The organism is Peribacillus sp., assembly GCF_059453735.1.
This window is the reverse complement of sequence record NZ_JAZVJO010000445.1, coordinates 1-13120: the sequence shown is the minus strand read 5'-3', so window position 1 is coordinate 13120 and position 13120 is coordinate 1. Positions and strand designations below refer to the sequence as shown.

Sequence of the window (13120 nt, the reverse complement as noted above, 5' to 3'; positions counted from 1 at the left end):
CCGCCTGTAATTGGAGAGTAGGAGGCATTTAAAACGTCATAGCCTTCCTGCAAAGAAAAGTCTATGATTTTTTTCATAACAGCTTGGTGAATCTTAGGTTCACGTACGATGCCTTTTTTTCCTACTTGATCCTTACCCGCTTCAAATTGAGGCTTAACGAGTGCCACAACATCTCCGCCGGGAACAAGTAATGTTTTTAGGACTGGCAGGATTAATTTCAAGGAAATAAATGAGACATCTATACTTGAGAAATTAGGCATTTCTCCATCTAAATCCACAGGTGTTACATAGCGAAAATTGGTTCTTTCCATTACCTTCACACGCTCATCTTGACGAAGCTTCCAGGCCAGCTGATTGTACCCAACATCTAAAGCATATGACATCACTGCACCATTTTGTAGTGCACAGTCGGTAAAGCCGCCTGTGGAGGAGCCGATATCTAAAAGAATCTTCCCATCTACAGACAAATCAAATACCTTTAAGGCTTTTTCAAGCTTTAATCCGCCTCTTGATACATACGGCATTACTTTTCCTTTTATCGTCAGCTCATAATCTACTGGTACCTTTTCGCCGGGTTTCTCGAGACGTTCTTCATTTGCATAGACAAGCCCAGCCATAATCATTCGCTTAGCCTTTTCTCGTGTTTCTGCTAATCCTTTTTCAACCAGTAATACATCAAGACGTTCTTTATTAACTTTCATTATGTCAGGCCCTTTTTTGCTTTTTTGGTGTAAGCAGATTTATTTTGTTAACTGTATCTTCTACGGTCATTCCAATTTCCGCTAATAGTTCATCCACACTGCCATGTTCAATAAACCGGTCTGGAATTCCCATTCTATCAATTACTGCTCCTGAGAAACCATGATCATGGCTGAATTCTAGAACCGCGCTCCCGAAACCGCCTTGAAGAATCGCCTCTTCAATTGTTAGGATTGGCATTTTTTGTTGAAGTAATTCAATCAGCATGTCTGAATCAAGCGGTTTAATGAATCGTGCATTGACCACTTTTACAGAAATATCATCTTTCGCTAACCGTTCCGCAGCCTCTAATGCCATCGGGATGGTTGTCCCAAACGTCAAGATAGCTGCATCTGTACCTTCACGTAACACTTCCCAGCTGCCGATTGGGATTTCTCTTAGCATCTCATCCATTGGGACTCCGTATCCGTTTCCTCTTGGAAAACGCATAGCAATTGGGCCGTCATCATATTTAATCGCTGTATTAACCATATGCTGTCCTTCGTTTTCATCCTTAGGCATCATAACAACCATATTCGGCAGATGACGCAGGAAGGCGATATCAAATACACCCTGATGAGTTTCCCCATCCGCTCCAACTAGTCCGGCACGGTCAACACCGATAAATACATTCAGGTTCTGTCTGGCGATATCATGCACGAGCTGGTCATAGGCTCGCTGCAGGAAGGTAGAATAAATAGCTAAAAACGGCTTCATTTTCTGTGTAGCCAAGCCTGCTGCAAATGTAGCGGCATGCTGCTCGGCAATTCCTACATCATACATCCGTTCTGGAAACTCACTGGCAAACTTTTCAAGCTTTGATCCAACAGGCATGGCAGGTGTAATCGCCACAATACGCTCATCGTCTCTAGCTAATTTCAGGACCGTGTCACTCACAAGTGAGCTCCATGCTGGACCCTTAACGGGTGACTTAACAAAAGCACCTGTTTCGATTTTATATGGACCTGTTCCGTGCCAGTTACCTGTACGATCCAATTCAGCAGGAGAATATCCCTTTCCTTTTTTCGTAATTACATGTAAAAGAACGGGACCTTTGGTTTTTTTTGCATATCGTAAGTTTTCGAATAGTTCCTCGTAGTTATGACCATCAATAGGTCCAAGATACGTAAAGCCAAGTTCTTCAAAGAAAACTCCGGATACGAGCAAATACTTCATACTATCCTTAAGTCGTTCTGCTGTAGCCGCAACCTTACCGCCAACTGCTGGAATCTTTTTCAAGAACATTTCTAATTCATCTTTAGCCCACTGATATTTACCAGCCGTTCTCAATCGTCCGAGCACACTATGAAGTGCACCGACATTTGGCGCAATCGACATTTCATTGTCATTCAAAATGACAATCATATCTTTCTGTTCAGAGCCAATATGATTTAAAGCTTCAAGTGCCATACCCCCGGTTAACGCACCATCACCAATAACAGGAAGTACATAATTTTTTTCTTTTTTAATTTCACGAGCTGCTACCATACCCATTGCAGCAGAAAGTGATGTAGAACTATGACCAGTTTCCCAGACATCGTGTTCACTTTCATTCATTTTTGGAAAACCGCACAGCCCTTTATATTTCTTTAAGGTATCAAATTGGCTGGCACGTCCTGTCAATATTTTATGAACATATGATTGATGACCAACATCCCAGATAATTTTGTCCTCAGGACTGTTAAATTCTTTATGAAGAGCAATTGTTAGTTCAACGACTCCAAGGTTTGGACCAATATGTCCGCCGCTGACCGAAAGCTGTTCAACTAAGAACTTTCTTACATCTGCACTTAATTCTTTTAATTGGTCATTCGTTAGGTTTTTTAGAAATGAAGGGTCTTTTATAGTTAGAAGATCCAATCAGGATCACTCACTTTCTATCATTTTTCCAGCAAATATCTACTAGAAAAAAATTTTTTATGGTTCGTCTTTCGTCTCGTATTCATGCTTAAGTTCGACTACTCGAAAAATAGCCGCCGAGACACACAAGTTTCCGGCGGCTTCGCATTCATTATATCATAAAGGTTAAACAGTTTTTCATTAGAACTGCAACCCTTTGCTTTCCCTATTTTACTCATTTTTTTACCCTGAGTATACCATAATCGCATTTTCTAGACAAATTTTGTCGATTAATGATTTCGAACAGCAATCATTTTGGTTAAACTAATTAAAAGCTCTGTATCAATCCCTGTCTGTTCCAAAGCTGTGAGCGCCTGCACGATGTGGTAAGCTAGTTTTTCTTTGGCTCCATCCATCGTGAGAAGCGCAGGATAGGTGCTCTTTTGGTTGCCTTCATCACTTCCAACCGGTTTCCCGATGACTGATTCATCGCCTTCCACATCTAAAATGTCATCGCGGATTTGGAAAGCTAATCCCAAATGATAAGAAAATACTTCTAGGAGTGCCAGCTGTTTTGAATTCGCTTCAGATAGAATTGCTCCAGCCAGAACACTTGCAGATAATAGTTTTCCCGTTTTATGTTCGTGTACATATTCAAGTTCCTTTAAACTAAGCTGTTTCTCTTCGCCTTCCATATCAGCGATTTGTCCGCCGACCATCCCTTCAGCACCAGCTGCTTGTGCAATCAAGCGAATCAACTTCAATTTCATATCACTCGTCACGTCAGGATGATTCATTTCAGCCACCAACTGGAAGCTGTACGTCAGTAACCCATCACCAGCAAGAATCGCATGAGCTTCCCCAAACACTTTATGATTGGTCGGCTTCCCTCTGCGAAGATCATCGTCATCCATGCTAGGCAGATCATCATGAATTAATGAATAAGTATGAATCATTTCAATAGCTGCACTCACAGGAATGCCTATTTTCGAATCTTTTTTAAACGCGGTAATGACAGCGAAAACGAAAAGGGGTCTAATCCGTTTTCCACCAGCCTGGAGCGAATACACCATCGCTTCTTTCAACGATTCAGGTGCTTGTAAGTCTTGAATGAACTGAATCATATTTTCTTCAATTAAGGCCTTATGTTCAGCAGAATAGGTCGCGAGCGTATGAGTACTCATTATTCTTCCTCCTGAACTGCAAAGCTGTCAAGCTCGCCGTCTTCCTTAAGAATTTGAGTCAATTGATCTTCTACCGTTTTTAATTTTTGATGACAAAGCTTCGACAAATCCATCCCTTGTTTATAGATTGTAATGGCAGCTTCTAATGGGACATCGCCTTCTTCTAACTGCTCAACAATTTTTTCAAGCTCTTCCATTGCTTGTTCAAATGTTACTTCTTCTTTCTTTGCCATAATCATTTCCGCTCCTCTATCTTCTCAATTTTACATTCAAGGGTTCCATCTTTTATCTGAACAGCAATCGTATCACCTGTAGATACCTGCTTTGTACTTTTCACTAATTCTTCGTCTCCCGTAAAAATCAAGCCGTAACCCCGGTCCATAATATTTAATGGATTTAAGGCAGAGAGGGTTGAATTAAGATGTAGAAATTGCTGTGTATGCTGTCTCATACTGGCTTCCATCAAACGAGTAAGCATCTTTTTATGAGCAAGTAACCGTTCCTTAGCAAGAACTACTTGTTGTTCAGGATGCTGTTTTTGAAGAATCGCAGTGGAGCGCTGCAATGTTTCGCGCTTCTGTAAAAAGTACTTACTGCTTCCTCTCTGAAGCCTTTCATTCGCTTTATCCAGCTGTTCAAGTTTCTGTTCATACATTTTGCGCGGATAGCGGAATGCATAGGATTTTTCTAAACGGGCAAGCCTGGTTCTTTGTGCAGCAGCATTTTCCTGAATCGCTCTGGAAAGTCTATTTTTTCGATTTAATAGTCTTTCCATAATTTCATTTAAATGCGGCACGGCTAGTTCGGCTGCTGCAGTAGGCGTAGGAGCCCGTAAATCAGCGACAAAATCAGCAATCGTGAAATCAGTCTCATGGCCGACTGCTGAGATAATGGGTATGTCTGAATCATAGATTGAATTCGCAACGATTTCCTCATTAAAAGCCCAAAGTTCTTCAATGGAGCCGCCGCCCCGGCCGATGATTAAGACATCAACTTCATCACGTGCATTTGCGGTGCTAATTGCCTTTACGACGGATGGCGCCGCGTTGGTCCCCTGAACCAGTGCTGGATAAATAATCACTCTTGCTATCGGATATCTACGCTTAATAGTTGTTAGAATATCTCGTAATGCTGCCCCTGTCGGCGAAGTGATGACCCCAACTGATTTGGGATACAGCGGAAGTGTTTTTTTATGAAGGGGTGCAAACAAGCCAGCTTTCTCAAGCTTCTTTTTCAATTGTTCATAAGCCGTATATAGATCGCCCACTCCATCCGGAGTCATTGCTTTGACATACAGCTGGTATTGACCGCTTTGTTCATACACGCTGATGTCGCCTCGAACAAGAACCTTCATTCCATTCTCAGGCATGAACTTTAAACTGCCATTATGCGCTGAAAACATAACCGCAAGAAGCCTCGCCTTTTCATCCTTAAGCGTAAAATACATATGTCCGCTCGAATGCTGCTTAAAGTTCGATATTTCCCCTTTTATGTAAGCTTGCTGCAAATGAGGATCCGCATCGAACTTCCGCTTTATATACTTCGTCCAAACCGAAACACTCAAATATTTTAAACTATCCATAAAAAAACTCCTTTGTATTAAAAAAGCGGAAGCGTCTGTTCTGCTCCTGAAGCAAATAGGGAGAGACTCCGGAGGCGCTTTTTGCCTCCTGAGGCACTCTTCTTTTGCACAAGGAGCAAGACGCTGCAGCTAGACTAAATCAGAAAGCGGAAGCGTCTGTTCTGCTACAGATGTTATAGGGAGAGACTCTGATGGCGCTCTTTGCCATCCGAGGCACTCTTCTTTTCCACAGGAAGCAAGACGCTGCTGCTAGACTAAATCAGAAAGCGGAAGCGTCTGTTCTGCTACCGATGTTATAGGGAGAGACTCTGATGGCGCTTTTTGCCTTCCGAGGCACTCATCTTTTCCACAGGGAGCAAGACGCTGCTGCTAGACTACTTAAAAAATCCGGAAGCGTCTCGCCCTGCTACAGATGTTATAGGGAGAGACTCTGATGGCGCTCTTTGCCTTCTTGAGGCACTCTTCTTTTCCACACTGGGACCTGATTTATCTGCGATCATTTTGCTTATTCTAAATGCGTACAGACAGAAAAAGCTGTCTCTAGTTATTATAAAACAAGAGAACAGCTTCTTCTAATTTTTACGCTGTATTTTTACAGGTATAAGCTCTTTTTGACGTTTCAACAAATGGTTTAGGTTACTTTACTCCTGTAAAAGCCGCTTTCTTTGCCGATTTAACGGTATTTTTCAAAAGCATGGTAATGGTCATCGGACCTACCCCTTTAGGGACCGGTGTAATGTAAGAAGCTTTTTCTTTTACTTCGTCAAAAGAGACATCTCCGCACAGCTTGCCTTGGTCATTCCGGTTCATGCCGACATCGATGACGATTGCCCCTTCCTTCACATGACTTGCTGTAATCATATCTCGTTTTCCTACTGCAACGACTAGTATATCTGCCTGATTGGTAATTGCTTTCAGGTCCTTAGTCCGAGAATGACAATATGTGACGGTGGCATTTTTATTAAGGAACAATTGTCCGGCAGGCTTTCCGACAATATTGCTGCGGCCGACAACAACTACATGCTTGCCTTCAATCTCACAATTGATATGTTCCAGCATGACCATCACACCGTATGGCGTACATGGCAGAAAAGCATCTTGACCAGTCATCATGCGGCCAATATTAATCGGATGAAAACCGTCTACGTCCTTTTCAGGTGAAATAGCTTCAATAATGGCTGTTTCATCAATGTGGGCAGGAAGCGGAAGTTGAACGAGAATACCATGAATGGCTTCATCTTCATTCAATTCCTTAATCTTAGCAACCAGCACTTCCTGTGAAAGTGTTTCGGGATAGTCTATTAGGACGGAATACATACCAATTTCCTTGCAGGCTTTTTGCTTATTGGCAACATAGGTTTTTGAAGCCTGATTATCGCCGACTAAGATAACCGCGAGACCTGGGGTTATATCATCTTGTTTAAGCTGATCCACTTCTAAACGCAGCTCATTTCTTACTGATTGAGCAATTTCTTTTCCATCAATTATCTTAGCTGTCATAAGCCGATCACTCCTAAAATTAGTTGTTATAGAAACGCAAATTTCAGTGAGCCTTCGGCGCCGCAATATCATTAATTCATTCACAATCCTACAGGTAAAGAATTGATTGGAGAGTGTAGAATGTTAAACGAGCTTGTCTTTCACCTTCGATAGGACTGCATTAACAAAGCGGCTAGATTGGTCATCACCGTAAATTTTTGCGATTTCAATCGCTTCATCCATTGCTACACTGACTGGAACATCTTCGCAATACTGCATCTCATAAACTGCAATCCTAAGCAGATTTCGATCAATATTCGCCAATCGTTCCATTTTCCAGTTTTCAAGGTTTTCCGTAATAATTTGATCAATTTGTTCTTTATTTTCTTCCGTACCTTTTACAAGCTTTTCTAAATATTGATCGTTCGGGGTGCCATCCAATACGCTTTCTATCGCATCTTGAATTTCTCCTTTTCCGATTTCAATTTGATATACCGCTTGAAGGGCTTTTTCACGTGCTGTTCTTCTTTTCATTGTTAAACTCCTTTTATATCCACTATTATATATGAAAATGATAGCAAAGACGAACAATAAACCAAGAAATACGTTAAATATTAAGAATTAACCTTTTTTCACTCTTATACTACTGCACGCAATTAGTAAAACCTGTAAAAAAAGAACCATTTGCTATCCTTCAAATGTTAACTCATCCTTTATACTCTATCAGAAATTTATCATTTGAGAAACCTAAAAGTAAGAAATAACTTTTGGTTTCCTTACCTTTTGTATGCCTCATATCGCTTCACTTTAATCAGCGGAACACATATTTCACCATTTTCCCATACAAAAAACCCGGCATACGCCGGGTTTTCATTTTTGATGCAACGTCTGAAAGAATTCAGAACGGTTACACTTCTTGTTCAAATTCTGGTTCTTGTTTGCCATTATCGAACTGGATGCCGACAACATGGATATTGACTTCTTCCGCTTCCAGCGCAGTCATATTTAACAACGCTTCACGAATGTTATCCTGAACCTCTTGGGCAACCTTTGGAATCGAGATACCAAATTTCATGACACAATATAGATCGACCTTAATGCCATCTTCACCTAAATCAACCTTGACGCCTTTACCGTGATTCTTTTTCCCAAGCTTCTCAACAACACCTGAAGCAAAGTTACCACGCATATGGGCAACGCCTTCGACTTCACTCGCAGCAATTCCTGCGATTACTTCGATTACGTCTGGAGCAATTTCCACTTTTCCAAGGCCGTCATAATGACCGCTCATTTCTAACATACGGTTTTCATTTTCACTCATTCAAAAGCACCTCCCGTCTACCTTACATTATGAGTCCATTACATCGTATAATTCAAGAAATTTTGTATTAAATTCACCTGACACGAATTGCTCATGCTGCAGAAGCTTACTATGGAAAGGAATTGTTGTGTGAATTCCTTCAATAGCAAATTCACTTAATGCGCGCTTCATTTTGTTAATTGCTTCGACGCGGGTCGGTGCATGTACAATTAATTTTGCGATCATAGAATCGTAATAGGGTGGAATCACATAACCTGGATAGGCTGCGGAATCAACCCTTACTCCATATCCGCCTGGCGGCAGATACATCTGGATTTTTCCTGCAGAAGGCATAAAATTCTTTTCAGGATTTTCTGCATTGATCCGGCATTCAATTGCCCAGCCGTTAAATTGAACATCTGATTGAGAAAGTGATAATTTCTCATTTGAGGCAACTCGGATCTGTTCTTTAATTAAATCTACACCTGTTACCATTTCTGTTACAGGATGCTCGACCTGGATTCGAGTGTTCATTTCCATGAAGTAAAACTTACGATTTTTATAATCATAGATAAATTCTACCGTACCTGCACCAGAATAATCAACAGCAAGGGCCGCTTTGACGGCAGCTTGTCCCATTTCTTGGCGGATTTCTCCATCCAGAGCGGGTGATGGGGATTCCTCAACTAGCTTTTGCAGACGACGTTGAATTGTACAGTCCCGTTCACCTAAATGAATCGCATTTCCATGATTATCAGCCATCACTTGAATTTCAACATGACGGAAGTCCTCAATAAATTTCTCCAGGTAGACGCCAGGATTACCAAAAGCTGTTGCAGCCTCCTGCTGGGTAATGTTAATACCCTTAACCAGCTCCTGTTCATCCCTAGCAACCCGAATTCCTTTACCGCCGCCGCCTGCTGTAGCTTTAATAATGACCGGGTACCCAAGTTTCTCTGCCAGTTCTAGCGCTTCGGCAGAATCTTTAATGATTCCTTTTGAACCAGGCACAATTGGGACGCCCGCATCCTTCATGGTTTCTCTAGCCACATCTTTTGTACCCATTTTCGAGATAGCCTCTGGACTAGGTCCGATGAAAATAAGGCTGCACTCCCGGCAAAGTTCTGCAAAGTCCGCATTTTCTGCTAGAAAACCATAGCCTGGATGAATCGCATCCGTGCCTGTAAGCTTTGCCGTACTAATGATGTTGGTAATATTTAAGTAACTGTCCTTCGATGATTTCGGACCAATACAATACGCTTCGTCAGCAAGCTGAACATGCAATGCTTCCTTATCAGCTTCTGAAAAAACGGCTACCGTTTCGATTCCTAATTCTTTACAGGCGCGTATAATCCGTACAGCAATTTCTCCCCGGTTAGCAATTAATATTTTCTTAATCATTTAGAACAACTCCTCATTCAGCCTTTACTGTAAACAATGCTTGGCCATATTCTACTAATTGTCCGTCCTTAACAAGTATGTCAACGATTTCCCCGTTTTCTTCAGCTTCAATTTCATTAAATAACTTCATTGCCTCAACAATACATACAATTGAATCTTTTTTCACTTTCGAACCTCTTGATACGTAGTTATCTTCTTCCGGCGATGGAGAAGCATAAAAAGTGCCGACCATCGGTGAAGTGATTGTATGTAAATTCGTATTTGGTGCTTCTTGTTTTACTTCAGGTTCTGCTTGCGGCTGTCCTGCTGGTTTAACTTCCTTAACAGGTTCTGGAACCGCTATTGCTGCCGGCACCTCTTTTATGATTTGCACAGGCTGATCAGCACCCGTTTTCTTCATTTTAATTTTTGTTCCTTCTTGTTCATATACAAATTCAGTAATGCTTGATTGGTCAACTAATTTAATAATTTCTCGAATTTCCTGTACTTTCAACATCCTTGGCAGCCCTTGTCCTATTTTTAATATTGGTTGGTTTAGAAAGTGCAGCTTACCTGCATTTGGTCAGTACGGCCATCCGCCATACATATTTACTAACACTGGTTCTATTTAATACTTTATCAAAAATAATCATGACCAGCTACTATTATCATACGGTATGACCACCCTAACATTCAACCTAATGCAAATAAAGCGCTTACTTACTTTCTTTATATATTCTACCTCTTATTTCGAAAATTGAGAATCATTTGACGGCCATTTCTTCAACTCCAGCCCATCCTATAAAGGTTTCCAACAAGCATTAACCAGATAATAGTATACATGAAAGCAAAAAAAATAACCGCTAGGCCTAGTAAGCCCTCTGCGGTTTAAATTAAAATTATTTTTTTGGTTGATGTTCAACGACAACATTTTGCGCATTTTTTACTTCACTGTCTACTAGTTGAACAATTTCATTCGCCGCTTCTTTTGATAATTCATCTGCTTTTACCAAGACATTTACATCACTGCCTTCAATCCGAACCAAAGCCGCTTCTAAATCCAATGAAGAGACAATCGTTGTTTCGAGGATTTCTTCTGAAATTCTAGCCTCACTGATTTGTTCAATTGCATCATAGGCTTTATTAATATCTTCTGAAGACATATCTCCTTTACCCATTTCTGCATCATATTTTTCACTTTGTTTCGAACGTTCTTCATCAATGGCAATTCTCATAGCTGCAAATTCGTCATCACCAGAGGAAATCGTAACTTGGGCTTTTTCTTCTGATGATCCATTTTCTTTCGTTTTTTCAACCGCTTGCTCTTTTTCTTTTTCTTGCTCTTGTTCAGTCACAGCCATATTTGTTCCTTGCTGTTCAGGCGATGTCAAATAATAAACGGACAATACGACAACTAGACTTAACATGGTTAATAACCACACCGTTTGTTTTTTCAATAACATTGTAAAATTCCCCCTTATTTTTTAGGTAAAACAGAAACCCGATGGCTTGGGACATCCAAAGCACGTGTCACTGCTTCAATAATCCATTTTTTGATTTGAATGTTGTCAGCACCTTTTGCTACCACCAAAACACCACTCACCTTAGGCTTTCTAGTTTCAGATATGATTGGTCCTTCTTTATCGCTGTTCTTGATGATAACAAGCTGCTCATCCACGGAGGTATCTTCTACAGTGCGTTTACCGCCTTCTTGATCCGTTTCATCTGTTACTTGTCTTTGCGTAGTTTTGTTTTTCTCATAGATATTTTTTTCTGATGCCTCGACATAGACTACAACCTTCGCATCCTCGACCCCAGCAATCGATTCAAGAGCGTCCTTCATTTCATTTTGCAAATACACCTCATAATCTCGTGGGTTTTTAAATTCTGTATTCCCCTTTTTACTGAATACCTCCACATCTTCCTCCGTCTCATTCTGATTAAAAACAGATGCAGCAGTATCATTCGTTGAGGGGGGCTGGTCGGTATTAATAACGTTTCCTGCAATCATTATTCCGGTTCCGAGGAGCAGGACAACCACTGCATACAGATACATCGGCGGTTTCTTTTCCTTGCCTTCCTCTTCTTTTGGCTTTAAAAGGCGGGTGATCCATGCGAATGGGCCTTTATCATTTTTCAACACCATTGCCCCCCTTTTTCCCGGCTATTTCAATTATTTCCTCATCGACCGACCATTGGTCTGCAAGAAATCCCTTTACTCTTTCAGCTTCAGAGGATTGATCAACTTGTCTTTTTGTATTTATTTCTACTTTCGCTACCGCTTCCACCACTTCATCCTTTTCTTTCGCATCAACAAGTACAAGCGTAATTTTTTGTAAATCTAGATCCTCCGGTGTCCTTGTCTGCCCCTTTTGCTCTCCTTTAATATCAATCTCTGCTATTTCCATTTGATACTTATCTATCAACTCCTCTTCGACACCTGTCTTCAATAGGACAGCCATTTTTTTTAAAATATATGCATCTTGCTCTACTTGTATTTCTTTTTTCTTTATTTCTGTTAAATTTTCGAGATTATTTCCTTCTCCATTTTGAAAATCCTTAGTGACCACCGTTAGCAATCCTTCAAAGTCCTTGTTAAACAATTCAAGAATTGGAGATAGAATAACGGCGATTAACAGTAAACCAATTGTCATTTTGGCATATTTTTGCATGGCTGAGCTTGGAAGCAGCATATCAATGACTGTTGCTAGAAGGACAAAAAGGATAATATTCGTAACCCAGCCCGTTATAAATTCCAAAAAAGCTCTCCCCCTATCTGACCATTAAGGTGATATTACCAGCCGCAATAATGATCGTAATACTAAGGAAAAACATCATTGAGACAATAGCCAGCGCTGCAAAAATATAGATCATGCTCTTACTGATGATATCGAGACATTTGATGACTGGCCCCCCTCCTAAGGGCTGTAATAGGCTCGCTGACAATTTATAAATGAGAGAGAGGGTTAAAATCTTTAGTGCTGGAAAAACGACGATTAACAGCAGTACTGCTACACCTGCCATCCCCACCATATTTTTCAATAAGACCGAGGCACTAATGACCGTATCCGTAGCATCTGTAAACATCCTTCCGATAACGGGTATAAAGTTTCCTGTTACAAACTTAGCCGTTCTAATCGTAATGCCATCCGCTACTGCTGAGGTTGATCCTTGAACAGAAATCACGCCCAAAAAAATAGTCATGAAAGCGCCAAGAAGGCCAATGGCCCAATTCCGAAGCATCTGGGCAAGCTGGGTTACTTTATACTGCTCAGTGAGTGTACTGACAATATTAAGGATGGCTGACAAAAAGAGCATTGGAAGGACTACGTATTGAATCAGAATACCGCTCGTATTCATCAAAAAAATCAGTACTGGATGGAAAAAAGCTGCTGAAATGATCCCGCCCGAAGAAGCAACGAGTGCTAACAGCAAGGGAATCATGGCCATCAAAAAGGCAATCATCTTATCAATGGTCTCCGTCGTATATTGAATGGCAACATGAAAGCTGTTGAGAGCTAGTATGATTAACACCATATAAACGATAGAATACGCAACCTTACTGATTGAGCTTTGTTCAAAGGCATTTTGCAGTGATTGTAGAAACATACTAAATAT

General features: G+C 40.8%; 15 protein-coding genes. 1 reads left to right on the top strand and 14 read right to left on the bottom strand.

What is annotated here, in order from left to right; genetic code table 11:
* The 10 genes from AC52RT_RS14700 to accB all read right to left on the bottom strand — a co-directional run.
* Positions 1-701, bottom strand: a 701-nt coding sequence (locus AC52RT_RS14700) for a TlyA family RNA methyltransferase (protein WP_495541435.1), incomplete at its 3' end; no start/stop codon positions are given.
* A 4-nt stretch (positions 702-705) separates the two neighbouring features.
* Positions 706-2598: a 1-deoxy-D-xylulose-5-phosphate synthase gene (gene dxs, locus AC52RT_RS14695; RefSeq protein ID WP_495541434.1), complete on the bottom strand. Its 1893-nt coding sequence runs from the start codon at positions 2596-2598 to the stop codon at positions 706-708.
* 269 nt (positions 2599-2867) lie between these two features.
* Entirely contained in the window at positions 2868-3761 is an 894-nt protein-coding gene (locus AC52RT_RS14690) for a polyprenyl synthetase family protein (protein ID WP_495541433.1), read from the bottom strand.
* Complete coding sequence (gene xseB, locus AC52RT_RS14685; protein ID WP_040373426.1) at positions 3761-3994, bottom strand: exodeoxyribonuclease VII small subunit; 234 nt, start codon at positions 3992-3994, stop codon at positions 3761-3763. The genes AC52RT_RS14690 and xseB overlap by 1 nt, the downstream gene beginning before the upstream one ends.
* Positions 3995-3996: 2 nt before the next feature.
* Positions 3997-5343 carry an exodeoxyribonuclease VII large subunit gene (gene xseA, locus AC52RT_RS14680; RefSeq protein WP_495541432.1) on the bottom strand — a complete coding sequence of 449 codons (1347 nt, stop codon included), beginning with the start codon at positions 5341-5343 and terminating at the stop codon, positions 3997-3999.
* A 636-nt stretch (positions 5344-5979) separates the two neighbouring features.
* Positions 5980-6843, bottom strand: coding sequence for a bifunctional methylenetetrahydrofolate dehydrogenase/methenyltetrahydrofolate cyclohydrolase FolD (gene folD, locus AC52RT_RS14675; protein WP_495541431.1), 864 nt, complete (start codon positions 6841-6843; stop codon positions 5980-5982).
* A gap of 123 nt (positions 6844-6966) precedes the next feature.
* On the bottom strand, positions 6967-7356 hold the full coding sequence (gene nusB, locus AC52RT_RS14670) for a transcription antitermination factor NusB (RefSeq protein WP_495541430.1): 390 nt from the start codon (positions 7354-7356) through the stop codon (positions 6967-6969).
* Positions 7357-7729: 373 nt separating this feature from the next.
* Positions 7730-8143 carry an Asp23/Gls24 family envelope stress response protein gene (locus AC52RT_RS14665; protein ID WP_040373423.1) on the bottom strand — a complete coding sequence of 138 codons (414 nt, stop codon included), beginning with the start codon at positions 8141-8143 and terminating at the stop codon, positions 7730-7732.
* A gap of 27 nt (positions 8144-8170) precedes the next feature.
* Positions 8171-9523 carry an acetyl-CoA carboxylase biotin carboxylase subunit gene (accC, locus tag AC52RT_RS14660; RefSeq protein ID WP_495541429.1) on the bottom strand — a complete coding sequence of 451 codons (1353 nt, stop codon included), beginning with the start codon at positions 9521-9523 and terminating at the stop codon, positions 8171-8173.
* 13 nt (positions 9524-9536) lie between these two features.
* Positions 9537-10019, bottom strand: a complete 483-nt coding sequence (gene accB, locus AC52RT_RS14655; protein WP_495541428.1) for an acetyl-CoA carboxylase biotin carboxyl carrier protein — start codon at positions 10017-10019, stop codon at positions 9537-9539.
* 29 nt (positions 10020-10048) lie between these two features.
* Here accB and AC52RT_RS14650 point away from each other — a divergent pair, with 29 nt between their 5' ends.
* Entirely contained in the window at positions 10049-10183 is a 135-nt protein-coding gene (locus AC52RT_RS14650; RefSeq protein ID WP_495541427.1) for a hypothetical protein, read from the top strand.
* A gap of 218 nt (positions 10184-10401) precedes the next feature.
* Here AC52RT_RS14650 and AC52RT_RS14645 read toward each other — a convergent pair whose 3' ends face one another.
* From AC52RT_RS14645 to spoIIIAE, 4 genes are all read right to left on the bottom strand, one after another.
* Positions 10402-10965: a SpoIIIAH-like family protein gene (locus AC52RT_RS14645; RefSeq protein WP_475731594.1), complete on the bottom strand. Its 564-nt coding sequence runs from the start codon at positions 10963-10965 to the stop codon at positions 10402-10404.
* A 14-nt stretch (positions 10966-10979) separates the two neighbouring features.
* Entirely contained in the window at positions 10980-11648 is a 669-nt protein-coding gene (spoIIIAG, locus tag AC52RT_RS14640; RefSeq protein WP_495541426.1) for a stage III sporulation protein AG, read from the bottom strand.
* Positions 11632-12261, bottom strand: coding sequence for a stage III sporulation protein AF (gene spoIIIAF, locus AC52RT_RS14635; protein WP_495541425.1), 630 nt, complete (start codon positions 12259-12261; stop codon positions 11632-11634). Before spoIIIAF ends, spoIIIAG begins: the two co-directional genes overlap by 17 nt.
* 13 nt (positions 12262-12274) lie before the next feature.
* Positions 12275-13120 (bottom strand): stage III sporulation protein AE (gene spoIIIAE / locus AC52RT_RS14630; protein WP_495541424.1); only part of this gene is annotated, 846 nt, incomplete at its 5' end.